Origin of the sequence: Solimonas sp. SE-A11, from assembly GCF_030345715.1 — a bacterium.
Classification (GTDB): Bacteria; Pseudomonadota; Gammaproteobacteria; order Nevskiales; family Nevskiaceae; genus Solimonas_A.
On the sequence record NZ_JAUASX010000009.1, the window covers coordinates 63655 to 89095 of the forward strand.

Annotated in this window: 29 protein-coding genes; 24 read left to right on the plus strand and 5 right to left on the minus strand. The window is 64.3% G+C overall.

Annotated features, from left to right (window positions below; genetic code table 11):
- The first annotated feature begins 338 nt into the window (after nucleotides 1-338).
- The 20 genes from QT386_RS11835 (at nucleotide 339) to QT386_RS11930 (ending at nucleotide 18668) form a co-directional block, all read left to right on the plus strand.
- A complete protein-coding gene (locus QT386_RS11835; protein ID WP_289273974.1) occupies nucleotides 339-848 on the plus strand; it encodes a lytic transglycosylase domain-containing protein in 510 nt (169 codons plus the stop codon).
- Nucleotides 784-1647 (plus strand): hypothetical protein, encoded by an 864-nt coding sequence (locus tag QT386_RS11840; RefSeq protein WP_289273975.1) that lies wholly within the window; start codon nucleotides 784-786, stop codon nucleotides 1645-1647. The genes QT386_RS11835 and QT386_RS11840 overlap by 65 nt, the downstream gene beginning before the upstream one ends.
- Before the next feature lie 5 nt (nucleotides 1648-1652).
- Complete coding sequence (locus tag QT386_RS11845; protein WP_289273976.1) at nucleotides 1653-1985, plus strand: hypothetical protein; 333 nt, start codon at nucleotides 1653-1655, stop codon at nucleotides 1983-1985.
- 65 nt (nucleotides 1986-2050) lie between these two features.
- Nucleotides 2051-2377: a hypothetical protein gene (locus QT386_RS11850; protein WP_289273977.1), complete on the plus strand. Its 327-nt coding sequence runs from the start codon at nucleotides 2051-2053 to the stop codon at nucleotides 2375-2377.
- 78 nt (nucleotides 2378-2455) lie between these two features.
- A complete protein-coding gene (traL, locus tag QT386_RS11855; protein ID WP_289273978.1) occupies nucleotides 2456-2749 on the plus strand; it encodes a type IV conjugative transfer system protein TraL in 294 nt (97 codons plus the stop codon).
- A 3-nt stretch (nucleotides 2750-2752) separates the two neighbouring features.
- Entirely contained in the window at nucleotides 2753-3379 is a 627-nt protein-coding gene (gene traE, locus QT386_RS11860) for a type IV conjugative transfer system protein TraE (RefSeq protein WP_289273979.1), read from the plus strand.
- Complete coding sequence (locus QT386_RS11865; RefSeq protein WP_289273980.1) at nucleotides 3309-4046, plus strand: type-F conjugative transfer system secretin TraK; 738 nt, start codon at nucleotides 3309-3311, stop codon at nucleotides 4044-4046. Before traE ends, QT386_RS11865 begins: the two co-directional genes overlap by 71 nt.
- Nucleotides 4043-5278: a TraB/VirB10 family protein gene (locus tag QT386_RS11870; RefSeq protein ID WP_289273981.1), complete on the plus strand. Its 1236-nt coding sequence runs from the start codon at nucleotides 4043-4045 to the stop codon at nucleotides 5276-5278. The genes QT386_RS11865 and QT386_RS11870 overlap by 4 nt, the downstream gene beginning before the upstream one ends.
- A 6-nt stretch (nucleotides 5279-5284) precedes the next feature.
- Nucleotides 5285-5689 (plus strand): TraV family lipoprotein, encoded by a 405-nt coding sequence (locus QT386_RS11875; RefSeq protein ID WP_289273982.1) that lies wholly within the window; start codon nucleotides 5285-5287, stop codon nucleotides 5687-5689.
- Nucleotides 5671-8241: a type IV secretion system protein TraC gene (traC, locus tag QT386_RS11880; protein WP_289273983.1), complete on the plus strand. Its 2571-nt coding sequence runs from the start codon at nucleotides 5671-5673 to the stop codon at nucleotides 8239-8241. The genes QT386_RS11875 and traC overlap by 19 nt, the downstream gene beginning before the upstream one ends.
- On the plus strand, nucleotides 8238-8588 hold the full coding sequence (locus QT386_RS11885) for a TrbI F-type domain-containing protein (protein ID WP_289273984.1): 351 nt from the start codon (nucleotides 8238-8240) through the stop codon (nucleotides 8586-8588). Before traC ends, QT386_RS11885 begins: the two co-directional genes overlap by 4 nt.
- Nucleotides 8585-9103, plus strand: a complete 519-nt coding sequence (locus tag QT386_RS11890) for a S26 family signal peptidase (RefSeq protein ID WP_289273985.1) — start codon at nucleotides 8585-8587, stop codon at nucleotides 9101-9103. Before QT386_RS11885 ends, QT386_RS11890 begins: the two co-directional genes overlap by 4 nt.
- Before the next feature lie 28 nt (nucleotides 9104-9131).
- A complete protein-coding gene (traW, locus tag QT386_RS11895) occupies nucleotides 9132-9680 on the plus strand; it encodes a type-F conjugative transfer system protein TraW (RefSeq protein ID WP_289273986.1) in 549 nt (182 codons plus the stop codon).
- Between the two features lies 1 nt (nucleotide 9681).
- Entirely contained in the window at nucleotides 9682-10671 is a 990-nt protein-coding gene (gene traU / locus QT386_RS11900) for a conjugal transfer pilus assembly protein TraU (RefSeq protein ID WP_289273987.1), read from the plus strand.
- Nucleotides 10656-11381, plus strand: a complete 726-nt coding sequence (trbC, locus tag QT386_RS11905; RefSeq protein WP_289273988.1) for a type-F conjugative transfer system pilin assembly protein TrbC — start codon at nucleotides 10656-10658, stop codon at nucleotides 11379-11381. Before traU ends, trbC begins: the two co-directional genes overlap by 16 nt.
- Nucleotides 11378-13363: a conjugal transfer protein TraN gene (locus QT386_RS11910; RefSeq protein WP_289273989.1), complete on the plus strand. Its 1986-nt coding sequence runs from the start codon at nucleotides 11378-11380 to the stop codon at nucleotides 13361-13363. Before trbC ends, QT386_RS11910 begins: the two co-directional genes overlap by 4 nt.
- 12 nt (nucleotides 13364-13375) lie before the next feature.
- Nucleotides 13376-14233, plus strand: a complete 858-nt coding sequence (locus QT386_RS11915) for a conjugal transfer protein TraF (protein WP_289273990.1) — start codon at nucleotides 13376-13378, stop codon at nucleotides 14231-14233.
- Nucleotides 14230-14373, plus strand: coding sequence for a hypothetical protein (locus QT386_RS11920; protein WP_289273991.1), 144 nt, complete (start codon nucleotides 14230-14232; stop codon nucleotides 14371-14373). The genes QT386_RS11915 and QT386_RS11920 overlap by 4 nt, the downstream gene beginning before the upstream one ends.
- On the plus strand, nucleotides 14370-15770 hold the full coding sequence (locus QT386_RS11925) for a conjugal transfer protein TraH (protein ID WP_289273992.1): 1401 nt from the start codon (nucleotides 14370-14372) through the stop codon (nucleotides 15768-15770). Before QT386_RS11920 ends, QT386_RS11925 begins: the two co-directional genes overlap by 4 nt.
- A gap of 9 nt (nucleotides 15771-15779) precedes the next feature.
- Nucleotides 15780-18668 carry a conjugal transfer protein TraG N-terminal domain-containing protein gene (locus QT386_RS11930; RefSeq protein WP_289273993.1) on the plus strand — a complete coding sequence of 963 codons (2889 nt, stop codon included), beginning with the start codon at nucleotides 15780-15782 and terminating at the stop codon, nucleotides 18666-18668.
- Here the strand turns inward: QT386_RS11930 and QT386_RS11935 are convergent.
- Nucleotides 18665-19102: a hypothetical protein gene (locus QT386_RS11935; protein ID WP_289273994.1), complete on the minus strand. Its 438-nt coding sequence runs from the start codon at nucleotides 19100-19102 to the stop codon at nucleotides 18665-18667. The genes QT386_RS11930 and QT386_RS11935 overlap by 4 nt on opposite strands.
- A gap of 152 nt (nucleotides 19103-19254) precedes the next feature.
- Between QT386_RS11935 and QT386_RS11940 the strand changes: the two genes are divergently transcribed.
- Genes QT386_RS11940 through QT386_RS11950 form a run of 3 tightly spaced genes read left to right on the plus strand, consistent with a single transcriptional unit; the run spans nucleotide 19255 to nucleotide 20538 of the window.
- Nucleotides 19255-19497, plus strand: a complete 243-nt coding sequence (locus tag QT386_RS11940; protein ID WP_289273995.1) for a hypothetical protein — start codon at nucleotides 19255-19257, stop codon at nucleotides 19495-19497.
- Nucleotides 19494-20210 carry a type II toxin-antitoxin system VapC family toxin gene (locus QT386_RS11945; protein ID WP_289273996.1) on the plus strand — a complete coding sequence of 239 codons (717 nt, stop codon included), beginning with the start codon at nucleotides 19494-19496 and terminating at the stop codon, nucleotides 20208-20210. The genes QT386_RS11940 and QT386_RS11945 overlap by 4 nt, the downstream gene beginning before the upstream one ends.
- Before the next feature lie 49 nt (nucleotides 20211-20259).
- Entirely contained in the window at nucleotides 20260-20538 is a 279-nt protein-coding gene (locus QT386_RS11950; RefSeq protein WP_289273997.1) for a hypothetical protein, read from the plus strand.
- A 128-nt stretch (nucleotides 20539-20666) separates the two neighbouring features.
- On the opposite strand, the gene QT386_RS11955 is transcribed toward QT386_RS11950, so the two are convergent.
- Both QT386_RS11955 and QT386_RS11960 read right to left on the minus strand, forming a co-directional pair.
- Nucleotides 20667-21092, minus strand: a complete 426-nt coding sequence (locus tag QT386_RS11955; RefSeq protein ID WP_289273998.1) for a type II toxin-antitoxin system PemK/MazF family toxin — start codon at nucleotides 21090-21092, stop codon at nucleotides 20667-20669.
- A 20-nt stretch (nucleotides 21093-21112) separates the two neighbouring features.
- Nucleotides 21113-21448, minus strand: a complete 336-nt coding sequence (locus QT386_RS11960) for a hypothetical protein (protein ID WP_289273999.1) — start codon at nucleotides 21446-21448, stop codon at nucleotides 21113-21115.
- A 434-nt stretch (nucleotides 21449-21882) separates the two neighbouring features.
- Between QT386_RS11960 and QT386_RS11965 the strand changes: the two genes are divergently transcribed.
- Nucleotides 21883-22746 (plus strand): NYN domain-containing protein, encoded by an 864-nt coding sequence (locus tag QT386_RS11965; RefSeq protein WP_289274000.1) that lies wholly within the window; start codon nucleotides 21883-21885, stop codon nucleotides 22744-22746.
- Here QT386_RS11965 and QT386_RS11970 read toward each other — a convergent pair.
- Together QT386_RS11970 and QT386_RS11975 are read right to left on the minus strand one after the other, a co-directional pair.
- Nucleotides 22743-24269 (minus strand): hypothetical protein, encoded by a 1527-nt coding sequence (locus QT386_RS11970; protein ID WP_289274001.1) that lies wholly within the window; start codon nucleotides 24267-24269, stop codon nucleotides 22743-22745. The two genes, QT386_RS11965 and QT386_RS11970, sit on opposite strands and share 4 nt — an antisense overlap.
- A 119-nt stretch (nucleotides 24270-24388) precedes the next feature.
- Complete coding sequence (locus QT386_RS11975) at nucleotides 24389-25441, minus strand: tyrosine-type recombinase/integrase (RefSeq protein WP_289274002.1); 1053 nt, start codon at nucleotides 25439-25441, stop codon at nucleotides 24389-24391.

Below are 25441 nucleotides of genomic sequence, written 5' to 3' on the forward strand. Positions count from 1 at the left end.
GGCGTCGAATCCTGTGCGTGACTAAGGCCTGCATCCTGCGCGGGTGAGGCCTTCTCCACATCCAGAAATAAACCCGCCGAGTGGCGTGTTTTCCGCTTCTGTCATCGGGCACGGTTGGAGACACTGGCTTCGGGTTCGGTTTCCTCCAAGCGAATCCAGCGGGCTTGCCCCCAAGTCCGCCCTCCCTGCCCAGTGTGTGGGCTTTTGGGCCCCGGGTTCCCATCCCGGGGCTTTTTTGTGCCCGAGGCCGGCACTTGGACGCCACAAGGAAATCATGCAGGCGTTTGTCGTGTTTTTCGCTTCCGGGGGGTGAGAGGGGTTCCCAAACTGGCCGCCTCATGGGGGTGATTGCGTGGTCAATGTTCAGGGGAACGGTCATCAAGTCCGCGGTGCTGCTTGCCTGCGCCTGGCTGACGCCGGCGACGGCCGCGCAGCCGTCTACCGTTTGGGACGACTGCTTTCAGGGTGCCGGGGAGTTCTACGGCATATCGCCAGTGCTGCTCAAGGCGATAGCGATCCAGGAGAGCTCTTTGAATCCGCTGGCCAAGAACCGCAACACCAACGGGACCTGGGACATCGGGCTGTTGCAGATCAATCAGAGCTGGTGGGAGCGCCTGCAGGCGTTCGGGATTCGGCCGGAGGATCTCTGGGACGCCTGCGTGTCGATCTACACCGGGGCGTGGATCCTGGCTCAGAACATCCACCAGTATGGGTACAACTGGAAGGCGGTAGGCACCTACAACGCCGGCACCAGCAAGAATCCGAAGGTCGAGGCGCGACGCAATGACTATGCGCGCCGCGTTAACCATCATCTTAACCGTCTCCCTGAGCGGCTGCGCGACCCCTGAGCCTCTGTTGCCAGCCAAGGCCGCCTACCGGCCCGAGCCGGTACGGGTCGTCCAGATCACGGATTGGTCCGAGCTCGACGGACTGCGCGCCAGTTTTGTGCTGTGCGGGCCCGGCGTCTGCCCTTCGGCAACCCCGAAGACGCGGATCGAATCGCTGACCCAGATTGTCCGGCCGGTGCCGCCGGCGCCGACGGCACCGCTGCCTCCGCCGGAGTTCTCACGAGAGGCACTGGATTCCTACCTGGCGGCTGCCGACGCCCGCCAGCGCGCTGGCGCCGAGCCTGATGAGGCGGCGGCATCGACGCCGCCCTTGGAGCCGGCCGCACTGCGCTTCGGCGCCGCTACCGAGGCCGCTGCTGCGGACGAGCGGACCTACCAGGTGCAGTTCTCGAAAGACTCTACCCGCATGTCGCCCACGGCGATCCAGGCCCTCTATGCCTGGATCCAGAGATTTGACGACGTGCCGATCCGCTACGCCCTGCGGATCTCCGGACCGATCGGTGAGACGACGGCAGAGCGCCGCCTGGGAGCCGTCCACCAGGCGTTGCGCGCCTACGGAGTTCCGGTGTTTCGGCTGAGCTCGACGTTTGTGCCCACGAAGCCACCGGATGCGCAGGAAGACGGCAAGACGGTCACCGTCACCGTCACCGCGTTCGCCGGTTTCGTTACCGAACCAGAACAACCGGCTCCCGCCGCCTACGGGAGTCGAGGGACGTTGGCCGAAGAGCGCGCGGCCGATTCCGACACGTCCACCTCACCCGCGCGTTCGCTTCAGCCATCCACTTTGATTCAGGAGTAGTCCCCATGGAACTCGTTCAGACCCTCCCGGCCGACCAGGCCGCCGCCCACAACCGCATCAAGAACGCCATCTTCGCGGCGGCCCTGATGCTCGCGCTGATCCCGGTCGCCGACGCCGGTACCACCGGCGCCGCCTTCCAGACCTTCTACACGTTCATCAACGACGCGGCGACCGGCTACCTCGGTCGTGGCATCGCGCTGACGGGCGGTGTGATCGGCCTGGGTATGGGCGCGGCGACCGGCAAGGCACTGCCGGCCGCTATCGGCATCGTCCTGGCGATCTTCGGCGCCCTGGGCCCGGCGATCGTCAACTCGATCTTCGCCTCGGCAATCATCTAAGCGATCCAGCCCGCGCCAGGTGATCGCCTGGCGCGGGCAGACGCTCTCCACTCAAGGAGAAGCACATGAAGACACTGGCCATCCAATACGAGGGTATGGATTTGCGGCAGAAGCGCAATCTCATGCTCGCACTGAGCGCCGCGCTGATGCTGCCGATGGCAGCGGATGCCGCGACCACCGGCGGCGCATTCCTGACGTTCTACAACTTCATCTTCCAGGCCGCTACCGGCTACCTGGGCCGCGGCATTGCCCTGACGGGCGGCATCATCGGCCTCGGCATGGGTGCTGCCACGGGCAAGGCATTGCCGGCAGCCATCGGCATCGTCCTGGCGATCTTCGGCGCCCTGGGCCCGGCGATCGTCAACTCGATCTTCTCGTCGGCTGTCGTCTGACCGCCATTCCGCGGCGCCTGGCCCATTCTGCATTCGGGCCAGGTGCTGCGGCTTTTCACTCTCCGCCCTGGTGCGCTGATGTCCGAGCCCTATTTCATTCCGCGGACTCTCGATGATCCGCCGCTGTTCTTCCTCTGGAACTTCGATGAGGCCGCCCTCTTCCTGATCTGGGCGATTCTCGGCGCTGTCATGGGCGCGATGACGTTTCTCCTGGGAGCGCTGGTCGGCTACCTGTTTGCGCGCGGCTATGCGCGCATGAAGGAGCAGGGCGGGCGAGGCCTGCTGTTTCGCGTGCTCTTCTGGTACGTGCCCTCCGATTGGTGGATCACCACACGCACTCCGAGCGACGTGCGCGAGTACATCGGAGGCTGACCCATGCTGCAAGAGAAATACTCATCAAAGCTGGCCATGGCGCTTGGTGGCCGGAAGCTCTGGATGCTGGTCGCGATCGCGTCGATCGTCTCCAACCTGATGCTGTCCTGCAAGATGCTGAACACCAGCACGGCCGAGAAGACCATCGTCACTCCGCCGGTCGTGGACAAGGCGTTCTGGGTGCATGGCGACGAGGTTTCGCCCGAGTACCTGGAGCAGATGGCGCTGTTCTTCGCCGACCAGGCGCTGACCTACAGCATGGACAACATCGCCGGGCGGGTAGAGGTCTTCCTCCGCCACGTCGATCCGGCGGCCTACGGCGCGCTCAAGGTGAAGCTGACCACCGAAGCGGACCGCATCGTCCACAGCAACCTCGCGTCCGTGTTCTATCCCGTCGACGTGCGCATCCGGCAGAAGCCGGAGAAGAAGGTGGCCATCACCGGCGACCTGATCTCGATGGTCGGCGAAAAGACCACCGGCAAGCGCCGCGCCATCTTCGTCGTCTCCTTCAAGTACACCAACGGCCGCCTCTACGTGGCCAATTTCGAAGAGGTTTTCAATGAAGCGGATCCGTTCAACGATCAAGGCGTGCCTGCTGGCGATTCCGCTGCTGGCAGCCCTCCCGGTTGAGGCGAACCAGGAGATCGCCGTCCGGGACGGCGGCAGCGCGACGATCACCGTCTCGGCGCGGGAACTGACGCGCATTAGCATGGCGGGCGGTGGCCGCCTGTCCAAGGTCTGGGCGGTGCCCGGAACGATGGAGATCCAGGACGACAAGAAGGCCGGCGAGATCTTCATCAAGCCGCTGAACGTCATGCCGGGCCAGGCCTTCAGCTTCTTCGCACGCGACGATCGCGGGGCTACGTTCACGCTCATCGCGACGGCCGCCGATCTTCCGTCGCAGTCAATCCAGCTGCGCAGCACCGGCGGCGGTTCGGCACCGCCAGCGGCGCGCCTGGAATCCTCCGGGCCTACAGAGCCGCACATCCGCCGCGTCAAGGCGCTGATGAAGGCACTGGCCCTGCGAAAACTGCCGCATGGCTATCAGTCAGAGGAACTGGACCAGCCGGTGCCGGTTTGGCGGGAAACGGAGGTTCGGATCAAGGAACGCTGGACCGGAGAGCTCGTCGGAGAAATCTGGAGCATCCGCAATGCCGGCAATGAGGATCTGAGGTTCTCCGAAGAGGAGTTCAAGGACTTCTATGCCGACGTGGTGGCCATGGCCATCACCGAGCATGAAGTTCGCCCGGGTGACTCCACCGAAGTCCTGATCCTGCGGCGCGGGGTTGCGCGATGAGCAGCCTGCCTGAGATCAAGGGCAAAAGTGCGGTCAAGCGCAAGCAGATGGCGATCGTGCTTTTCGGCCTGGCGGGCTTCCTGGCGCTGCTGATCGGCGGGCTTTACATGTCCGACCCGAACCGCAAGAACGGCGGCGCGGCGCAGAACCCGATGAACAAGCCGCCCCCGGACGTCACCAAGAGCTTCAAGACGCCGGCGTCGGGACGCACCGACCAGGAAGTGTGGGTCACCAAGTCAGAGGCGGACCTCAAGCAGCTGCAGACCCAGTACGAGGACATGCAGCGCCGGCTCAAGGAGGCGGAAGATCGTGAGAGCAACGCCGGCTCCGCGCCGCCGCCGCCATCGAGCTTCCCCCAGAACTTCTCCTCGACAGCTGTTCCCAGCACCCGGGAGAATCTTCCGCCGCCGCCTCCGCCGCCGTCGTCGATCGGTTCGCGCGCGCAGCCGGGCGCGATGTCGCCGGGGCAGGTAGGCCCGGATGGCCAGCCGGTGCGGCAACCTGGCATCCAGGTGATCGACCTGTCCGAGCCCGAGATTTCGGAGCCGGGCAAGGCGGCCGGGGTGCCGAAGCGCACGTCGAAGAACTATCTGCCGGCCGGCAGCTTCGCCAAGGTCAAGCTGCTGTCGGGCATGGATGCACCCACCGGCGCGCTGGCGCGGACCCAGCCCACGCCGGTCTTCATCGTCATCAAGGACCGCGGCTCGCTCCCCAATGACTTCAGGAGCAATGTGCGCGAGTGCAGGATCGTCGGCGCCGCCTACGGTGACCTCTCGGCAGAGCGTGCGTACATCCGCCTGGAAACCCTGACTTGCGTCACCCCCGATGACGAGATCGTGGAGGTCTCGGTCAAGGGCTACGTTGCCGGCGAGGACGGCAAGACTGGCCTGAGAGGCGATGTCGTCAGCAAGCAGGGCCAGATGATCGGCAAGGCCGCCCTGGCGGGCCTGGCCAGCGGTCTGGGTACCAGCATTTCGCAGGCTTACACGCAGGTGTCCACCAATCCGCTTGGCGCCGTCCAGACGGTGGACCCCAAGGACATTGGCAAACAGGGACTCGCGCAAGGCGCCGCAACGGCGCTGGAAAAGATCGCGGACTTCTACATCGCGCGCGCCGAGGAACTGTTCCCCGTCATCGAGATTGGTGCGGGCCGCACCGTCGACATCGTGATTACCGAAGGCGTCGCGCTCGGCGATGCCTTCGAGCGCGCTGCGCTCGCCCTGGAGGAGTAGGAGAAAATGAACGAGAAGGTCTATCTGCGCGCCGCCCTGGTGTTCTCGTGCGCCGCGATGCTCTCTTTGATGGTCGGTTGTGCCAGCGAGCCCAAGTACGCGTGTGGCGTGCCGGAAACCAATTCCCGCTGCAGGAGTGTGTCGGAAGTAGCAGCCAAAGACGATCCTCCCATGCGCATCGCCGGCACCAACCGCTCGGAGCGGGCACCGGCCCCGCCGGCGCCGCCCACGCCGCAAGTTTCCGCACCGCGGCCGGTGCTGGCTTCGCCAGGGCCCGGTGCCGCCATCCTGTCCCGGCCCAGGATCCTGCGCGCCCTGGTGATGCCCTGGCAGGACAAGGACGGCGATCTCAACGCCGGCGGCTACGTGTACCTGCGCTTGGATGACGGCGAATGGACCATCGGAAAGTAAACCAGCCGCTGTCCGAACGGGTGCGGGCCTGGGGCCGCCGCACCCTTAATACGCTGCTCAACGAGGAGCCGCCAGGCGCGGTGTACGCGCAAGGCGTGCTTCCGCCTTCCATGGACGAGCTGCGTCGGCTGGTGGACCTTCATCGGATAGACGGCTTTCTGCCTTACGAGAGCTACGACCCCGAGAGCCAGGTCTACTGGAACGGCGACGGCATGTCGTTTCTGCTCGAGGTCGCGCCGGCCACCGGCCTGGAGGAATCCAAGCTGCGCGTTCTCGCCGGCCTGTTCTCCCAGGGCCTGAAGGAGGACACGACCGTACAGACGATCATGTACGGCGATCCCAACATCCACGGCAAGCTGCGGCAGTGGCAGCAGGCCCGTGAGGGGAGGGCGACTGTCCGCCAGGACATGATCTCGGCGCTGGCGAAGAAGCGCGTCGAGTACCTGGCTTCCGGCAACTTCGAATCGTTGCTGTCGGATCAACCCTTCCTGATCCGCAACTGGCGGATGTTCATCTGCATGACCCGGCCGGGGGATCGCGATCACCCAGACTCCTCGGAGATCGAATACCTGCGCCGCACCCGCGAGGCCTTCAAAGGCATCCTGCTGGGTGCCGGCATGGAGGCCTGGGAGATGCCCCCGGACGATTTCGTCCGGTTGATGGACGGCATCCTCAATCCGCACCCAGGAGAGCGTGCGGAGCTCCGCTACAAGGAAGACGAGCTCCTGGCCCGCCAGGTGGTCGATGCCGAGACCCTCTACCTGGTCGGGCGCGACTCCGTCAGCACGGTCTACAAGGACTGCCAGACCACGCTGATGCCCTTCAGCGTGCGCCAGTACCCACTGCAGTGGCCCGGATGGGGCATGGGCGAACTGATCGGCTCGCTGCTGAACAACACGCTGCGATTGCCCTGTCCGGTGCTGTTTACGCAAACCGTCGTGTTCGGCGATCAGACCTCGGCGGCCGGCAATGCCAAGGTCAAGGGTCTGCGCGCGACCCAGATGACCGACTCGCCGATGGGGCGCATCGTCCCGGCCTGGAAGGACCGGAAGAGGGACTGGGATTTCGTCATCAACTCGGTCGAGCAAGGTCACAAGCTGCTGAGCTCCCACTTCCAGATCGTGGCGTTCGCGCCCCACGGCCAGGAAGAGTATTGCGAACAGCGCGTTCGCGCGGTGTTCGACTCGAAAGGCTGGATGCTGGAGCGCAATCGCTTCTCCACGATGCCCTCGTTCCGCAGCGCCCTGCCGATGATGGCGACACCCAGCTTCATTTCGGAGATGAAGCGCCTGGGCCGCCTGCAGACCTTCCTGACCTGGTCGGCGATCAATACGGCGCCTACGGTTGCCGAATGGAAGGGTACGGAGTCGCCGCTGCTGATGTTCTTCGGGCGCCGCGGCCAGTTGACCTTCTTCGACCCCTTCGACAACAAGAAGGGCAATTTCAACATCGCCTGCGCCGCCACGTCGGGCGCCGGCAAGAGCTTCGTCACGCAGGAGTTCATCACGTCCACCCTCGGCACGGGCGGGCGGGCCTGGGTGATCGACGCCGGCAAGAGCTACAAGAACATCTCGGCGGTCCTCAGCAACGACTCCAGCAAGTCCTTCCTGGAGTTCTCCTCGGGCTCCAGGCTCAACCTCAATCCGTTCACCGACATCAACTCGGCGGAGTTCGCGGAGGAAGAGCTGCCGATGCTGAAGCAGCTCTGTGGCCAGATGGCGTCGCCGATCGACGCCCTGGACTCGGCGGAGATGTCCTACCTGGAGCAGGCCATTGTCGAGGCCTGGGACAAGTACCAGAACGACGCCACGATCTCGGCAGTCGCGAGCCGGCTGGCGATCGGCAACAACGACAAGCAGAAGGAACTGGCGGTCAAGCTGTATCCGTACACCGCCAAGGGTTCACACGGCCGATTCTTCGAAGGGCGGGCGAACGTCGACATTTCCAGCCCGTTCGTGGTGCTGGAACTGGATGACCTCAGCGCGCGCCCGGACCTGCAGAGCGTCGTGCTGCTCAGCCTGATGCTGCGCATTTCGGAAGAGATGTATCGCTCTGCGCGCTCGCAGCGAAAGCTCTGCATCATCGACGAGGCCTGGCAGATGATGAGCGGGCGTCAGACCGTGCAGTTCATCGAGCGCGGATACCGCACGGCGCGCAAGTACGGTGGCCTGTTCATGTCGGTCACCCAGGGCGTGGACGACTACTACAAGTCCGACGGGGCGACCGCGGCGTTGAACAACGCCGACTGGCTGCTGCTACTCCGACAGAAGCCGGAATCCCTGGCGGCGGCGGCCAACAGCGGTCGCATCGTCATGGACAACTCCCTCCGTGACCTTCTGGCCTCCGTGGACACCGTCCAGGGCAAGTATTCGGAAATCGCCATCAAGGGTCCGCAGGGCGTGTCCGTGGGCCGGTTCATCGTGGATCCGTTCTCCGAAAAGCTCTACTCGACCAAGGACGACGAGTTCCAGTTCATCCAGGACGCACAGAAGCGCGGCATCCCCATTGCCGACGCTGTTGAGGAGCTCGTGAGAAGGACCGCCAGACGATGAACGATTTCAAGACGGCAGGCATTGCTGCGGTGGTCGCAGCCTTCGTGGCCCTGATCGTGGCCATCGGCGGGCGGTTGATTTCGCCTCCGCCACAGTTCATCACCGTCCAGGTCGAGCAGCTGCTGGCTGAGCACATCCAGGCCCAGGCCAAGCAGGAGGCGACCGCCGAGCAGCGTCTGCAGGCAGCGGAGGCCTTCGCCAGGCGTCTTGACTCCGCCCTGGGCGAGGCGGCGCAGCGCCACGGCGCGATCATCCTGGCGAGCGGGGCGGTCGTGCGAGGCGCGGTCGACGTGACGCCGGAGATGCGGGCTGCGCTGTCGCTGAACAGTCCCGAGCCGCCGCCATGACGTTGGTGCTGATAGCAGCCTCGGAGGGAGCCAAGCTGCTGCGCGGCCGCCGCCGCGTGGCGCTGATGATCCTGGTGAGCATGCTGCTGGTTGTGCTGCAGGCCATTGCCTGGCCGTACTACCGACTCAGCTTCAACACCTCCGAAAGCCTCCCTGGCTACGTCTATCTGGTGCACGTCGGCGAGTTACCCGCGAAGGGTGACTACGTGGCGGTCAAGCCCCCGAAGAATCGCTTCTTCCCGGTCTGGCTGGGGTTCCTGAAGCGGGTCCGCGGCGTCGCCGGCGACCTGGTCGAAGAGCGCGGGCGAAAGTTCTTCGTCAACGGTGAGGAGCTGGCCTACGCCAAGCCGGAGTCGCTGAAAGGCATTCCCCTGCAGGTTGGCCCGGTCGGTGTTCTTCCGCCCGGTTACTACTGGGTCTGGACACCCCATCCAGACTCCTTCGATTCGAGGTACGCCGATGTGGGCTGGATCCATCAAAGCCGCGTCATTGGCCGTGCTATTCGCTTGCTGTAGCGCGAGCATCGCCGAGGATCTCGGTGCTGTGGGCCCGACATGGCCCATCCAGGAGCGCGACCTCGTCCAGGTCATGCAGGAGCGCGCTGCGGTCAAGCAGCGCTCCGGAGAGATCGAGCAGCTGCAAGGCGCGCTGCAGAAGCGAGCCAAGGCCTATGCCGACCGGCCCACCAGGCTGGGCCTGGCCCGCGCCGCACAGGTGCGTAGCTGGACGCTCGATCCAGCCGTGTCCGTTCCCTACGACATCAAGGACGCGTCTGGGAAGGTACTGATTCCCGCCGGGACGCGGGTGAATCCTCTGGACCGGATGGCCCTGAGCCGTAAGCTGGTGTTCCTCGACGCCGACGACCCTGAGCAGTTGGCCTGGCTCGGGCGTCGTGCCGCGGTCTTCCGTGATCGCCACAAGGTCATCCTCACAGGGGGCTCCATCAGCCAGGCGACGGAGATCCTCGGTGGCCGCGTCTGGTTCGACCAGACAGGGAAGCTGGTTCAGGAGTTCGGCATCAAGGCCGTCCCGGCGATCGTCGCCCAGGACGGCCGCCTGCTGCGCATCCAAGAAATTCCTCCGGGGAAATGACGTGCGACTGTCCCAACTGTTTCTCGTGATCGTCACCTGGCTCCTATCCGCCGGCATCGCCGCGGCGGCCGGCCCCTGCCACGGCAAGTTCCCGAACCTGATCAGCGATATCTGCTGGAAGTGCCTCTTCCCGGTGTCGATCGGCCCGGCGAAGATGACCGCAGGCCAGCAGGACGCGGGCCCCACGCCGCCGATCGTCTGCAGCTGCCCGGCACCGCCGCCCCTCTTCATCCGCTACGGGGTCGGGATCGGCTTCTGGGAGCCCGCGCGCCTGGCCGAGATCGTCCGTACTCCCTATTGCTCGCCGACGCTCGGCACGAGGCTCGCAAGCCTCGGCGCGCCGTCGGGCACGAACACCCAGGGGGCGGGGGAGTCCACCAAGGAAGCCTTCTACCACGCGCACTGGTTCACGTTTCCGCTGCTGTCCTGGATCGGCATGGCCTTTACCCAGGCTGCCTGTGCCAGCAGCGATTCCTTCGACATTGCCTATCTGACCGAGCTGGATCCGCTGTGGGATGACGACGAGCTCGCGTTCCTGATCAATCCCGAGGCGGTGCTGTTCGCCAACCCGATCGCGCAGGCGGCCTGCATCGCGGACACGGCGGCCGCCTCGGTGTCCTTCGGCATCGACGCGCTGTTCTGGTGTAGCGGTTCGCAGGGCTCCGTGTACCCGATCAGCGGCACCTCCGGGCACCACGTCGGCGGCGTGGACAGCAGCACGCTGTTGACCCACCGGATGATCTTCAAGATGCACCGGCAGGGTCTGGGCATGGACACGTCGACCACGGGTGCGATGTGCCAGGCCGTCCCGCAGCCGATCCTGCGCAAGAACCAGTACAAGAGCCAGATGCTGTACCCGATCCCGCAGACCCAGAAGGGGATGCCGTTCGGCCGGCCGAGCTCGATCTGGGCCGCGGGCAGGGAGTTTCCCTATGAGGGCGAGGACTTCACGTACCTGGTCTGGAGGAAGCGCCTGTGCTGCGCGTTCTGACCGTCGCCCTTGCGGTGGCCACCGCCCCGGTTGGCGCCGCCGAGCCGGCTAAGCCGGCGACGCCGGCCCCGTCCGCTGTCCAGGATGCCGCTGCTGCGGTCCGCCAGGCTGACCGCTTGGCCCGGGACCCCGGCCTGCTGGAGCAGCTGGAAGCGCAGCGCAGGGGCCTTTCCGGGCTCGTTACAGGCTCAGGGGGCGGCATTGCCATGCCGGAGAGGCCAGAAACGCCTACGGGGCCTCTGGCGGGGCTTGGCGCCCCATTGCCGCCGCCTGGGGACCGGCCGGAATTGCAGCCGGTGCTGCTGGTGTCGTTCTCCATTCCCCAGGCCAGTCTGCGCGCCTTGGTGGCCGACGCCGCCGGCGCCGGCGTGACCCTGGTACTCCGGGGCCTGGTCAACGACTCCATGGACCAGACCGCTGCCGCCATGCGCCGTCTTCTGGGCCGGGACCAGGCGCTGGCCGGCGCGAGCTTTGCCATTGATCCCACGCTGTTCGAGCGCTTCCAGGTCGGGCGCGTGCCGGCCCTGATCCTGCCGCTGGAGCCCCTGCAGGCCTGCGACGAGGGCGGATGCGCGGTGCCCGCGCACGCCAAGGTCGCCGGCGAAGCCAGCCTCGATTACCTCCTGTCCACCATCGTGCGCGGCGCCAAGGATCCGCGTGCCCGCCAGCTTGCCGCGGAACGTCGCAAGCGCCTGGAGAGCAAGCCATGAACCTACGCCTTCTCCGTCCGGCCCTGGCCGGCTTCACCATCTTCCTGGCGGTCAGCGCCTCGGGCGACGACATGACGCGCGACCAGGCACTGGCGGCTGGCAAGGCCGCCGGCGACGCCGGACAGGCCGCCGCAAACCAGGCGGGAACCAACATCGACCCCAGTTCGTTCCCTGGCTACCAGGGCTCCGACGTGCCCGAGCGGAACTACTACAGCTCGGGCGGCGGGATCGAGGACCAGGCGCGGCAGAAGCTGCCTGAGCACCAGTTGGGCAGCGAGCTCCAGCGCAGCGCGCAGTCCCGGCCGAGATTCTCGTTCCGGTCGGACGACGGCCAGCCCGGCAGCATCCTGAAGCGTGAGGACGCCGCGGCGACGGCCGGATCCGCGCTCACCGCCTCGTACTCGGGATGCCAGTCGCTTTCGAGCGACAACCATGCGCCTTCCCACGAGGAAGCGTCCTGCAGCGCCGATGCGCTCGACCTGAATCCGACCTGCAACCGCAAGCGCGTAGCGCGGTGCCAGCCGCCGGTGGGCGACCTGGCGATGGATTTCGCCTCCGCGAGCACGAACGCACCCTGGAGCTACCAGAAGCCGGAGCTGACGATCGGCGATCAGAACCGCGTCAACGGGCCTTCCGGCTGCGCGATCCTGACCTACACCTTCAGCTTCGACATCGCGGGGCAGGGCGAGGTCGAACAGTTCGTGCTGTTCGCCACGGGCATGGAGTCCTGGATGGAGGTCCAGGTCAATGGCGTGGGTGCGTACTACGGCCCTCACGGGGGCAACGTCCTGCGCATCGAGAACGGCGGCGTGCGCTACGACACGACCAAGGGCCTCGGTGCTTGTCGCGACGGCTGGCGCACGCAATCCACCAACGTGAACCTCAAGCCATACCTCCGGGCCGGCCGCAACACAATCACGGTCAATATCCTCGCCGGCAACGCCGGCGGCTACGGCCGCCATCGCGGGTACGTGAAGATTCGCGCGACGCGGTACTCCGACTGCAGTGACGATTCCCTGGACACCTATTCGAGCAGCTGCTCCCAGGATGTGTCGGGCACCGACTGCAAGCTGCAGAGCACGGTCTGCATCGAGGGGGCAGAGACTCGCATCGTCGAAGGTCGGCGTGCCTATCGCGGCTGCTGGGCCTACAAGGAAACCTACCTCTGCACGAACCGGACGAAGGAGGCCTCGGGCTGCAGCCAGCTGCGCAACCGCGGCTGCGAGCAGATCCGCTCGACATGCGTGCGATCGGACGCGCAGGGACGCTGCCAACAGTATCGCCAAGACTTCAAGTGCCCGGCCGGCAGCCCGGGGCAGTCATCGGCCACGATCTGCGGGAACGAACTCTACTGCCCGGGCGGCAACTGCACCGAGGAGTACAAGGCCTATCAGCCCAGCGGCGATCTCGCCCAGTCGGCGACCTACCTGTCGATGATGCAGATCCTGCAGGACGACTTCGATCCCAGCAACTTCACGATGTTCAAGGGCGAAAGCCGGAGGTGTTCGGAGGCGCAGTTCGGGTTCTCCAACTGCTGCAAGGACTCCGGATGGGGCCAGGACGTGGGCCTGGCTCAGTGCGACACGACCGAGATCGAGCTCGGCCAGGCCAAGCAGAACGGTCGCACGCACTACGTGGGTAGCCACACCACAGGCGGACCCCTCGATGAGAAGAAGTGGAAAACCTACTGCATGTTCAGCTCGAAGCTGACCCGCATCATCCAGGAGCAGGGTCGCCTGCAGATGGGGATGGGCTGGGGCAGCTCGAAGTCTCCCGATTGCCGTGCCCTGACTCCTGACGAGGTTTCCAACCTCGACTGGGAGCGCATGGACCTTTCCGAGTTCTACGCGGACGCACAGGCGCAGGCCCAGTCCGCGATGCAGGACCGCGAAGGCAATTCCTCCATCGAGAGCCGATTGCGCACCCGTGTGAACAGCATGGGCAGCAGCGGCTCGTCCACCAATCCCTCCTCGGGCCAGTAGGAGCCCTGAACCATGAAGTATTCGCATTTGCTGTTGCTGGTGATGGGAATCGCGGCCGCGGGCTCCGCAGGTGCCGGCGGCCCCCCAGACATGAATCTGCGCGCGGTCTCGGCCGAGAGTCCGCGCTACTACCAGCGCCGTGAGGACGGCTGGTTCTGGTACCGGGATCCGCGCGCGCCGGCGCCGGCCGCCGAGGCGCCGCCGGCGCCGGCGCGCGCGGATCCCCCAGCGCCTGCTGACCCGCGGGAGATGATCCAGACGCAGCGCGACCGCCTGGAGACGCTGCTGGCGGCCGCCGTCCTGCAGCCGACCGCCAGGAACGTCGAGGCGTACATGCGGGCCAATGCCGAGCTCATGCAGCAGAGCTCGGATTTCGCTGACCAGTGGCAGCGCGTGCTGTGGAACAGTCCCGAGCTCGATCGCAACCTGGTCAGCCCGACCGGCCAGGCTGCCCTGCTGCGGGCCGAGGTCGAAACCGAGCAGCAGGACCGGATCCTGACCGTCGCCGCGCAGGAATACGGCCTGGTGTTCTTCTTCAGGGGCAGCTGCCCGTACTGCCACCAGTTCGCTCCGGTGCTGAAGAACTTCACGCGCCGGTATGGGTTCTCGCTGATCGACGTCTCGCTTGACGGGGGCACGCTCCCCGAGTTCCCCACGCCTCGCAAGAACTTCCTGGCCGCCAGCGCGATGCAGGCGGAAGAGAAGGGGGTTCCGGCGGTGTACGTCATCAACCCCCGCACCCGGCAGATCGTGCCGGCAGCATTCGGCTCGATGGGCTTCACCGAGCTGGCGCAGCGCATCGTCTACGCCATTCAGTCCGCGGCCCAGCCGCGCGATAGCGTGGCTTCGTTCGAAGGAGAAGTTCAATGAGAAAGCTCATCAATAAGCTCATCCCTAGCGAGCAGGTCTTCATTATCCTGGTTGCGGCTTTCACCCTGTTCGCCGGCACCTTCGCCCTCCTTGCCGTAACCGAGCCCCAGAACACCGACGTTTCCGGAGAACGCCAATGAGAAAGCTCATCCATACCGTGGCGATCGCCGCCCTGGTTCTTGCCGCCGGCGGGGCCGCCGCCGGCATCGGCGAGGACATGGAGTCGTTCTTCGGCGACATGAACTACCAGAACATCACCCGGCCGGGCGTGTACGAGGGACAGAGCGCCGGTTACTACACCGGCGGTGGCGTCTATGCCCGTGTGCCGATCCGCAATTACTCGCTGCTCAACGTGCAGATGCCGCGGTTCCGGGCCGGCTGCGGCGGCATCGACCTGTTCACCGGCGGGTTCAGCCACATCAACGCCGACCAGTTCGTAGAGATGCTCCGCTCCATCGGGCAGAACGCCAAGAGCCTGGCGTTCATGCTCGCCCTGCAGGTGGTCAGCCCGCAGATTTCCGGCAAGCTCTCCGAGCTGCAGGAGCTCGCAGAGAAGTGGAACCTTGGCTCCCTGAACTCCTGCGAGGCCGCCGGCAAGGCCCTGGGCGGTGCCCTGGGCTTCTTCGGCGCCACGGAGCAGGAGTGCATCGTCCGCGAGGTCTCCAGCAGCGGCGAGGACTACGAGACGGCGCGACAGAAGTGCCGCGAGAACGTCAGCCGCAACAAGACCGACACCACGGCCCCGCAGCTGGTCACCAAGGGCAATCTCGCCTGGCAGGCGATGATGAAGAACGAACTGTTCCGGAATGACCTGGACCTCGCCCAGGTCGTAATGAACCTGTCGGGTACCGTCATCATCACCGACGACGGCGGATCGAACCCGCAGTACCAATTCCGGCGCGTTCCTTCCATTCTGGACGGCGCCGACGCCAACCAGGTCCTGACGGCTCTGCTGTATGGCGATACCGTCGAAATCTTCAAGTGCTCGGATCCCGACACCGGCGCCGACAAGTGCATCACCGTGTCGGACGCGCGCTCGGCGGTCACGATCTCAACCGCCCGGGCCCTGGAGCCCAAGGTGCGGTCGCTACTGATCTCCCTGCAGGGCAAGATCCTGGACGATACCGCGGCGTCGGCCGAGGAGAAGGGCCTGCTGGCGTCGACCAGTCTGCCGGTCTACAAGTTCATCACCGTGGCGGCCGCCTACCAGCCGGTCGTCAGCTCGCCGGAGACCACGGTAGGCACGTACTCGACCCTGATCGCCACGGACATCGTGTTCAGCTACATCCTGGACCTGCTCAAGAAGGTCAAGGATGCCGCCTCGAGGCTCCCGGACAGCCAGGCGGGAGAGGTGAAGCAGTTCCTGGACGACGTGGCCACCGTGAGGCGGCTGATTTCCGAGCGCAAGACGGTGCTGTCCCAGGACTACAACCAGGCGCTGGAGTTCACGCGCAATGCTCAGCTGTACGAGCGGATGCTGATCGGGCGGTTGTCGCCCGAGGTCCTGCAGAGCGCCATGTGGTCGACGGGGCGTTGAGGCAAGGCCATGGACTTCGAGCTCTTCACCTATGGCGGCGGCGAACTGCTCCGCCTGACGTTCAACGCGATCGCAGCATTCATGGCGTCGGGCAACAACGACTACCTAACCCTGCTGAAGATCTCCGCCATGGTGGGCCTGCTTGTGGTCCTGGTGCAGTCCGCCTTCAAGGGCGGGATGGTCAATTTCCAATGGCTGCTGGCGATCATCATGATCTACTACGTCGCCATGGTGCCGAGGGCGAACGTCATCATCACCGACCGGGTTAACCCGGCCCAGTCGGGCGTGGTCAGCAATGTCCCGATCGGGCTCGCGTTCACCGCGGGCTTTCTCAGCCATACGGGAGATTGGCTTACGCAGGGGTTCGAGGCCCTGTTCTCGCTCCCCGGTGACATGGAATACAGCACCAACGGTTTGCTGTTCGGCTCGCGCCTGGTTGAGTCCGCCAGGCACTTCGAAATCACCGATCCCAGAATCTCGGAGAATCTGACCGAGTTCTGGCAGCAGTGCGTCTTCTACGACGTGCTGCTCGGCCGATACGGCATGCAGGATCTGTTTGCCCAGCCGGACATCTGGGGCTTCATCCAGACCAATACTTCCAAGGTCCGGGCGTTCCCCTACAAGGATGCGACCAATACCCGTTCGATCCTGATCTGCAAGGACGCTGCCGAGGACGCGGGCCCGCTCGGGACCGACGTCGCCAACGCGATCGCCCAGGCGGAGCGCTACTACGGCGACCAACTGGTCCGTGCGAGCAACCGGAACGCGGCGATCGCCAAGTTCTCGGCCGCGCTGCCGACCAGTTTCCAGTACCTGACTGGCCTGTCGATGTCGTCATCGCAGATCGTGCGCCAGGCGGCGCTCTCCAACAGCATGAAGCGGGGTGTGTCGTCCTGGGCGGCCAAGGTTGACGCGCCGGCCGCGGCGCAGGACTACGCCATGGCGCGCGCGGAGTCCGAGCGGCGCACCTCCTACGCGGTGATGGGCGAACTAGCGTCGCGCATGATGCCGATCATCCGCAACATCTTCGAGGCCTTCATCTACGCGGTCTTCCCGATCGTGTTCGTCATGTTCATGCTGCCGATCGGTGCCAAGGCGGCGCTCGGCTATGTCAAGGCGCTGATCTGGATCAATCTCTGGGCCCCGATTTACGCCATCCTTCACCTGGCGATCACCCTGTACAGTGCGGATGCCGCCAAGGCAGCTGTAAGGCTGCCGGATGGTTCCGCGGTGTACTCGATGGCCAACTACACCGGCCTCGCCCAGGTCATGAACGATCACGCCCTCCTGGCGGGATACCTCACGCTTTCGATTCCGATGATCGCCTGGATGCTGGTGAACTCAGGCGGCGCGATGATGGCCAGCCTTGCAGGCAAGGTGATGGAGAGCTACGAGAAGCCTGTTTCCCAAGGGGCCACAGAGTCGACCACCGGCAACATCCAGCTTGGCAATACGGGCTTCGGCAACTCCAGCTGGTGGCAATCCAACACGGCACCATCCGACCGCTACGGCAGCGGCACGATGCAGGGGGCGGACGGCCGCACGTACACGCACACGACCGCCGGCGACTACGTGCAGATCCCGCAGTCCCAGCTAGCCCAGAGCGTCAACCTGCAGGACGGGCTGCAGAGCACAACAAGCCGCATGGCCAGCCAGGAGGTTGCCAAGGCCTCGCAGCAGGTTTCGCAGTACAGCGAGCAATTTGGGTCAACGTACAGTGATACCAAGCAATTCGTGGATCAGCTTTCCAGCGGCGAGGGATTTGCCAAGCAGTTTGGGTCCTCTGAGGCAGCTTCGCTCAAGGACAATTTCTCTCGGGTCCAGGGTCAGGTCGAGAAGTTCGCGAAGGAGAACGGGCTTAGCGTCGATGAAGCAACGACTGTATTGGGGATCGCTAGCGCTTCGGCAAAGGCGGGAGTTGCGGCGCCCGGTCCGTTCATGGCCAGTGCGGGCGTCGGATTCGATGCGAGTCTTCAGGGGTCTGGAAGTGCGAAGTTTACGGATGCCTACAAGAACGCGCAGGAGCTGATGAGTAAGACCGACTTTGGTCGTAGCTGGGATGCCACCCAGAGTGCCTTGAACAGTGTGACAGCCACCTATACAGGCCAGAACGCTCAGTCCGACATCCATAGCGTGATGAGTGCCAGTCAGCGCATGGAATCGGTCAGCAAGACCACCAGCGAATCCCTGCAGCGTGCCGAGCGATTTGTCGAAGCCGAGCAACTCGTCTCGTCGGGCGGGTTCACCTTTACCAGTAATGCCAGCGACCTCTTCCGTCAGTATTCGGCCGACAAGTACCTCGGCGGAGACAGTCATGCGTTCGATGATCTCCAGCAGCGCGCAGCGCGGGGCGACATGAACGCTCAGCGGCAAATCGACAGCTTCAAGGCTGGCTTTACGGAGGATGTTGCCGAGCGGCTGGCCGGTGTCGACGCAGGTCCTTCCTCGGGCGGCATCCAGGAGCGGGGCAGTGAGGCGGTGGATCGGTTGTTCACGCAGGGCCAGTCCCATGTGGCGGCCGCCGATCAAGCGGCCGATCGCCAGGTGGGCGGCGCTGCCTCGGGTATGACCATTGACCGTGGCGACGTGCGCGCCGAGGCGGCTGGTGCGCGCTCTACCGCGGAAGGCACCCAGACCGAGCTGCGCGGCGATATTGATCGTCAGCAAATTAATGCCGGCTCCGCCCAGGATGGCGCGTCTGCCGGCATCGACGCACATATGGACCGTGCCCGCAACGACAAGGACTACCTCATGAACACCGCGTGGGATACCGCAGGGCGCTCAGGCATCGGCGAGGACCTCAAGAATGCTGTGGACCTGGTCACCGAGGGGCCGGGCAAGCTGATGGATAACCTGCGAGACCGCGACGAGAAACAGGGACGTGCTGATGGCGACTAACGATTCCAATGGTTGAACAGCGAGAGCGAGTGCGGGCTCGTGTGTGCAACATCATCGGACATTTCTTTATGCAGTTCGGCCGCTCGCTCATAGTCTGCCGAGCTGTACGGCCCGAGTTCACGGTCGCGCAGTCCGATGGCCGCAATGACGGGCATCAAGACCAGCGCCGGCCAGCCAATGATCCGATAGCCGACCGCGATCACCAGCAGGGAAACCATGACGGTGACGAACACCGTGCCCACGCCAGGCCCTCGAGGCCGACGTGCCCCCCTTAGGATGACCGCCACGGCCAGGCCGGCCGCCACAGCGGCGCCAGGCCATCCAGCGACGTAGAAGCCCACCGGCAGGGCCGCCAAGCCAGCTACGAAGCAGGCGAGATCCACGCCGGCGGCGCGGAGCTTGCTGTGCTTGTGCTGGTGGAGATCCTTGGCCATGGTCTGGGTCAGTCGAGGTGATTCGGTTATAGGACGTCTGGGTAAAGAACGCAAAATCCTCGTGGTACAGATCCCCTTATACGCCTCCCAAGCGTTGATTGCAAATTGCTTCCGTGATAGCGTTTATGCCATCTTTCTTTGGAGAAGAGATCATGGCAGCCATGACCATCCGAAATATCCCTGACGACGTGCACCTGGCTATTCAGGCCCGTGCCCGTCGAAACGGACGCAGCGCCGAGGCAGAGGTGCGCGCCATCCTCGAGGCCGCTGCTGGGCGCCCCATAGCTGGCTTGCGCATGGGTGACGAGCTCGCGGCCCTAGGAAAGGCGCTCGGTGGCATCGAGCTGGACCTGGAGCGACCGAATAGCCCAATGCTGACGGCGGAGTTCACGTGATCGTGCTCGACACCCATGTGATCGCCGAGCCGTTGCGGGCTCGTCCATCCGCCGCAGTGCTGGCATGGCTCAACGCGCAGGCGCCGGATTCCCTGTTCACCACGACGCTGAACCTGGCCGAGTTGTACGCCGGCATCGCCGTCCTTCGTTCCGGCAAGCGTCCCAGCGAACTGCAGGGCGCGGTGCGGGCGACTATCGGGCGCCTGTTCGGTGGCAGGGTATTGGAGTTCGACGTGGCCGCAGCTGAGAGCTACGCGGTGATCGCCGAGCGCGCTCGGTCCAGTGGCCAGGCCGTACCTCACGACGATGCGCTCATCGCGTCGATAGCCATGGCGCACGGATTTGCAGTGGCTTCCCGCAATGCCGGCCATTTCGACGGCGCCGGCATCATGGTCATCAACCCTTGGGGATCCGAGGAAGATGGAGGTGATCGGATGAACGAGCTAAGAATCCGTGAGATCGTTGCCAACGAGATCGGCGAGTCCTACGTGCTCGTCATCGCTTCTGGAATCGCCAGGTACCTTTCTGATACAGATCGGTGGTCTGCGGCCAATGAGCGCGATGTCGCAGCCCTGAGCGTAAAGGCACGGCGCTTGTTCGATGCCCACGAGGAGATTTTCCTCGGCCGCACCCGCATGCCCATCGGCGCGCGCCGGGAGATCGTCAGCAGGTTCCTCCGTGGAGAGGACGTGAGGCCTCTTCTCGTCCCGTGACATGGCAAGTGGTATATCGAGTGAGTTCTTGAACGAAAGGAGCGGTGGGATGGAAATCACCTGGCAGATCTGGGCGTGGGCAGTTGTGTCCTTCATCCCGATGACCTTCGTCGTGACGTGGTTGACAGGAGTGGACCTGACAGGGTGGACCGACAGTGTGCTCGCTACAGTGTTCCTCCTGGGCGCAACCCTGGTTGCCTGCGGGCTTCTCGGTTTGGATCGAGCCACGGGTCTGTTCGACGGCCTGGCCGCCGTCGCCGTGCTGATCTACGGGATGCATACGACCTCGCGGGGCCTGCAAGCGGTCCTGACCTCTCGTCCCCAATAGCCAGTTCTCAGGATTGAGTGTGTGGGCCCAAAGAATTGGCCCGCATAAGCGGGCCAGGAATGGGTCACATTGCGTTTTGCCCTTGGGGGCAACGGAGTTTGCGACCGTCGCGAGGGCGGCGCAACCCGCTATTTCTTCACCTTGCGCAGCGCTTCCTTCACTCGGGGCAGCGTCGCGACATGCAGCGAGCCCAACTTGGGATTTCGGCCGAACCTCGGCTTTGGCGGCGTGGTGAACCAATCCGACGTGTAGTCCAGCGTAGCAATGCGCCCGAGGTCGAACTTCGTGTCGTAACTCAGCCCCATGCTGTCGTACTCGTCAGGATGTTCCTGCTTCGCCACCAGGAACTCGCTCGGGAATAGCTTTCCGATCTGGCTGGTACCCTGGCAGACGTCCACTTGGTAGGCGGCGCCGGCGCCTGCGGGCTCGCGAACGCGAAGCACGATCGCTGGCCGTGGCTTCGGCGGCTTCGCCGGTCGGACAAGGTCGTGCGGGAACCAGCACCACACGACATCCCCGATCCGGGGAGCAGGGAGGGCGACCGGATTAGCCATGGCCGCCTCCCAGGTGATGCTTAGTCGATGAGGGACTCAACCACTTTGCCGAGCTTCTTCGGCGCGCGCGCCTGGACGGCCGCCCAGGCGCGATCGCTGAGCGGGCCATCGTCGGCTTCGTACTGCGGGAGCTCTCGGGCCGCGGCCTGGGCGAGCAGCAGGTGAAGCAACTGCGTGTCATTGACGCCGAAGTGCTCGGCGAGTTGTTGTGCGGTTTGTCGGGTGACGCCATACGTCGTGTCCTTCTCACGGTAGCGCAGCAGCGTGCTGGCTGATGCCGCCTTTTTGGCGGCTGGGAGGGTCTTTCTGTTGGTCGCCCGGCCGGCTCCGGGGGACTTGGCATGAAGAGCGGTCATAGCTTCACTCTCTCAGGATCTATTCAATTTCAATTTCAATTTCAGAATCTAGCCGCGCGCAGGCCCGAGTGCGGGGGCATATAGCGAGCGCATCCCTCAAGGGACGGATGCAATATAGCAAAAAGTTAGCACTGCTGCTAGCTCTGTGCTAGCACACTATGTCCTCTGGATTCGGTTGCGGAGCCGGGATCGCGTCCCCGGGGAGCGGCTCCGCAGGGGGCGCAAGGGCTCGACGGCGCACCGGCCTATCTGCAAAGCCCGGTGCGAGATTTCCTCTCATTTCTGCCGTAAAATCAAAGCCAAAGTCGCTAGGGGCGCTTGAATTTATCGGCAGTAGTCTCGATAATGTTCCCCGCACCGACGCTTACGGCTATGCCGATGTCGGTGCGATCTGCCCCCTTTCGGGGGCTTATTTGTTTCTGGGGCAGGGAAACATGGACCGGTTCGCCATTTTTGTCGATGTCGGCTATCTCATGCGCCAGGCGCTGAGAATCGTCAGCGGGAAGGACAACGCCACTCGAAGCGAGTTGCGCATTATCGACCCCGCCAAGCTCATCGACACCCTGAGCCAGCAGGCGAGGAATGCATTTCGGCACGACCGGCAGCTTCGCACTTACTGGTACGACGGCGTCGGCACGACCATGACACCGGAGCAGACCAGCATCGCGATCCTGCCGGATGTGCAGTTCCGCGCCGGGACGATTCACAACAAGAAGCAGAAGGGGGTCGACTCCAGGATCGTTCACGACCTGTTTGAGCTCGCCTCCAATCGCGCCATCGCGGACGCCCTGGTAGTGACGGGTGACGGCGATCTCGCCGTGGGCATTGAGTTCGCGCAGCGGCGCGGCCTTCGTGTGGCGCTTCTCAGCATCGAGGATGTCCCGAACGGGGTGAGTGCCAATCGCCATCCGGAACTCAGCTATCTTGCGGATCGCCAGCTGACCTTGGGCAAGGGCGATATCGACAAGCTGTTCAAGTATGAGCCGGCGGCCAAGGTGGTCGCGGCCAAGCCGATTCCGCCGCAGGCCCAGGCGGTGCCGGCACCAGTGGTCCAGGTTGTCGCGCCGCAGGCTCCTGCGTCCATAGATGACCAGCTGCGCGCTGCCGTGAAGCAGTTAATCGCTGATCTCCCGGAAGACACCCGGGCGAAAAGCCTTAACGCTGCCGGCGGCATCGTCGCCGAGATCGACCGCCAGTTGCTGGCTAAGGCGAAGGCGGCTTTGGGCCGCATGCTCGAAACTCCGGAGCGCAACAAGCTTCGCTCGCTCTATAGCGAGCAGATCAACCAACAAAGTTAGAGCTGGCCGCCAGCGGCGGAACTGCCGTCGAATTTTTGCAGCGCTGCCGTGAGACATTCTTCACACGCGCGTAGAGCATCATCGACGATTTGGGACCGCCCATATTGAATCTTTTGGTCTGCTAGATGCTGATGCATGTAGAGACGGCTAGTGTCCGCGGCACTGTCCGCGAGAATGCAATGGCGAAGAAACGTCGGAAGATATAGCTTTCCTGCGCGCGCCGCATCGATTAGTCGCTCAAAATCTGGTATTGACAACGTGTACATGTGAGCAAGTGGCAATCGCTCCAGGGCGATTGGGTCTGATGGCGCAAGTGTTCCCTCGGGATACATTGATGCCAGCATTGTGCCGCGGCCGGCACTGAGTTCTTTATTGGTAACAATCAGGAGGTAGTCTGTCTCAGCATTCGCGATCTGCTGCGGTGCTGCATTTGCGTTTCTAACCTCCTTCGACGCGGCCCATGCTTGCGAGGCGGCCTTTTGGAGCGCGCGAGTCTTCCTCCGAAACATTTCGCCATGACCAACGGCCATAACAGATTCGTCAAATATTCCCGCCTTCGATTCGACCCAGATGTTGCACTCGGGATATGAAAGCAGGCCGTCCGGCACTTCAGAGTTGCGCCCTATCCAGCGCTGGATTTCGCCCTCTGGGTAGAAGGCGTCTCTCAAAGAGCAGGCTTCGGTTGTGACATGGTGCTCGAAAACCTTGCTGAAGCTGTCGATGTATTCCTGGCCTGCTTCGGCTAGGACATTGTGAACCAATCCTTCCAGGCCACGGCAGAAGACCGCCGGATGCCAGCAGTGCAGAATTTCTCCCGCTGCCAGCAGCGGAAATCGGCTCAGCACTGGAAACTCGAACATTTCCGATTGCTTCTTCTCCCTGGCGTCCGGTAGCCCTCTAACAAATGCGCACAGTTCGGGGACCGTGCGGGCAATCAGGCGCAGAAAGGACTGCACCGTGCCCGGAGGTAGGGCGCTTTCGATCGGCTCGAATGCAGCGGGCCGAAACGAGAGAACTCCAGAGTTGATCATTGCGAATGCAGCGTATTGCATCGCCATGAATTCACTCGGCTCGATTCCCGTCTTTTGTCTCCAGAGCTTTCTAAGGCGATGCTCAACTGGCAACCTACCTAAAAGTGCCGCCTCACGTACAAACCCAGGGTCCATCAATGTCTGGAAGCCTGCCTGGGGTCGGAGCAGTTGGCGAATGAAAAGATAGGGTGATCGATCATCTCCAATTTTCGATTCAATCCGGTCAGGCAACTGCCACAGCATCTGGCGGATTTGACCGAATTGCTGCCGTGAGATTCGAGGTAGCGTTTCGCTTCTGTCCAACGCAGCGTCCTGAAGGGCCCACTTCACCAGCAAAAGTGTCTGGCCGGGGGCGCTCTGCATCTCCTCAAGGCGGTCCTTGTAGGGTCCGCGCAACGTAGTCAACGCAGCGTCGAGTATCGAATCGCGGTTGAACTTGCGAAGTTTGTTCCTGATGCCGAAATAGGCTTCTGCGAAAGTTAGTCGCGGCACTGCACTATCCTCAATGCACTTGTCCGCATACTCCAGGCCCCGATAGTCATTCTGAAGGTGGCGGCAGCCCCTGGTCTCGCCGACATGCTGCTGCCAAGAAGAATGGTCGGCTCCGGCATTCAAGATCCCTGGTCGAGTTCATCGGACATTGTCGCGGACTGCAGGCCGGCTTGCTGGGCCTGTCGAGTCGCTAGGAGCCGAGCCATGCCGCCGCGCTCGGCCTCCAGGTCCTCGGCATAGCGCACCGGCATGCGTGCGGTCTTCCAACGGCCCTGCCGCATCACCTCCGGCAGGCCCACGTCGGCCGCCAGCAGATCCTGGGCGGCGCCGACGCGCGTGCTATGCCCCGAGATCCTCGGCAGCACGACGCCGGCGGCCGCCGCGCGCCGCAGCAGGATCCTCGGGATGTCCCGGGCCGATAGCGGCCGGGCGTAGCGGTCCGCCTGGTTCGACCGCGGCGTCGACCGGAACAGCGGCCCCTCGGTGATCCCTGCCAGGCGCAGCCAGTGCTGCAGCCGCAGCACCGTCGCCGGCGACAGGTACTGCACCGCGCCTTCGCCCTCCGGGTCGGTCTTGCTTCGCGCGATCAGCAGCCGGCCGGAGCCGTTGGGCTTCACTTCGAGCTGGTCGACCTGCAGGGCCACGAGCTCGGAGATTCGGCACATCGACTCAAACGCCACGCCCATCAGGGCGGCATCCCGTGCGTCCTGCGGCCGCCCTGGGGCCAGCGGCGCCTGCAGGCGCTCGATTAGATCCAGCGTGAGGCCGCTGGCCTGCGCCTGGCGCTTCGGGAGGCTCCTGCGCTTGCCGCGCCACATCAGGCGGCCTTCCAGCGTGTCCAGGGCCCAGGGAAGGCCCGCCAGGCGGTGTACGAGGGCCAGGGTAGCCAGGTTGTGGTCCAGCGTGGCCCGCGAGCGCTTTTGCGCGATGCGTGCGTCCAGGAAGGCGCGCAGGGCCGGCAGATCGGCGGGCAGCGTCGGGAAGCCCTGTTCCTGGCAGAACGCTGTCCAGATCCGCCAGTCCGCCCGCCAGCTGCGCAGCGTGTTCGGCGCGTAGGCCAGCTGCACGTCGGTGGCCAGCGCCTGCAGGCGGTCGACTAGGTGCTCTGGAGCAGTGTGGGCGAGCTCGGCGAGGGCATCGAGGCCGGCGCCGACCGGGGTAGGGGAGTTCAT

Coding starts and splice junctions, on each gene's coding strand:
- QT386_RS11835 (WP_289273974.1), top strand. CDS start 339: ATGGGGGTGATTGCGTGGTCAATGTTCAGGGGAACGGTCATCAAGTCC.
- QT386_RS11840 (WP_289273975.1), top strand. CDS start 784: ATGACTATGCGCGCCGCGTTAACCATCATCTTAACCGTCTCCCTGAGC.
- QT386_RS11845 (WP_289273976.1), top strand. CDS start 1,653: ATGGAACTCGTTCAGACCCTCCCGGCCGACCAGGCCGCCGCCCACAAC.
- QT386_RS11850 (WP_289273977.1), top strand. CDS start 2,051: ATGAAGACACTGGCCATCCAATACGAGGGTATGGATTTGCGGCAGAAG.
- traL (WP_289273978.1), top strand. CDS start 2,456: ATGTCCGAGCCCTATTTCATTCCGCGGACTCTCGATGATCCGCCGCTG.
- traE (WP_289273979.1), top strand. CDS start 2,753: ATGCTGCAAGAGAAATACTCATCAAAGCTGGCCATGGCGCTTGGTGGC.
- QT386_RS11865 (WP_289273980.1), top strand. CDS start 3,309: ATGAAGCGGATCCGTTCAACGATCAAGGCGTGCCTGCTGGCGATTCCG.
- QT386_RS11870 (WP_289273981.1), top strand. CDS start 4,043: ATGAGCAGCCTGCCTGAGATCAAGGGCAAAAGTGCGGTCAAGCGCAAG.
- QT386_RS11875 (WP_289273982.1), top strand. CDS start 5,285: ATGAACGAGAAGGTCTATCTGCGCGCCGCCCTGGTGTTCTCGTGCGCC.
- traC (WP_289273983.1), top strand. CDS start 5,671: ATGGACCATCGGAAAGTAAACCAGCCGCTGTCCGAACGGGTGCGGGCC.
- QT386_RS11885 (WP_289273984.1), top strand. CDS start 8,238: ATGAACGATTTCAAGACGGCAGGCATTGCTGCGGTGGTCGCAGCCTTC.
- QT386_RS11890 (WP_289273985.1), top strand. CDS start 8,585: ATGACGTTGGTGCTGATAGCAGCCTCGGAGGGAGCCAAGCTGCTGCGC.
- QT386_RS11910 (WP_289273989.1), top strand. CDS start 11,378: ATGAACCTACGCCTTCTCCGTCCGGCCCTGGCCGGCTTCACCATCTTC.
- QT386_RS11915 (WP_289273990.1), top strand. CDS start 13,376: ATGAAGTATTCGCATTTGCTGTTGCTGGTGATGGGAATCGCGGCCGCG.
- QT386_RS11920 (WP_289273991.1), top strand. CDS start 14,230: ATGAGAAAGCTCATCAATAAGCTCATCCCTAGCGAGCAGGTCTTCATT.
- QT386_RS11925 (WP_289273992.1), top strand. CDS start 14,370: ATGAGAAAGCTCATCCATACCGTGGCGATCGCCGCCCTGGTTCTTGCC.
- QT386_RS11930 (WP_289273993.1), top strand. CDS start 15,780: ATGGACTTCGAGCTCTTCACCTATGGCGGCGGCGAACTGCTCCGCCTG.
- QT386_RS11935 (WP_289273994.1), bottom strand. CDS start 19,102: ATGGCCAAGGATCTCCACCAGCACAAGCACAGCAAGCTCCGCGCCGCC.
- QT386_RS11940 (WP_289273995.1), top strand. CDS start 19,255: ATGGCAGCCATGACCATCCGAAATATCCCTGACGACGTGCACCTGGCT.
- QT386_RS11950 (WP_289273997.1), top strand. CDS start 20,260: ATGGAAATCACCTGGCAGATCTGGGCGTGGGCAGTTGTGTCCTTCATC.
- QT386_RS11955 (WP_289273998.1), bottom strand. CDS start 21,092: ATGGCTAATCCGGTCGCCCTCCCTGCTCCCCGGATCGGGGATGTCGTG.
- QT386_RS11960 (WP_289273999.1), bottom strand. CDS start 21,448: ATGACCGCTCTTCATGCCAAGTCCCCCGGAGCCGGCCGGGCGACCAAC.
- QT386_RS11965 (WP_289274000.1), top strand. CDS start 21,883: ATGGACCGGTTCGCCATTTTTGTCGATGTCGGCTATCTCATGCGCCAG.
- QT386_RS11975 (WP_289274002.1), bottom strand. CDS start 25,441: ATGAACTCCCCTACCCCGGTCGGCGCCGGCCTCGATGCCCTCGCCGAG.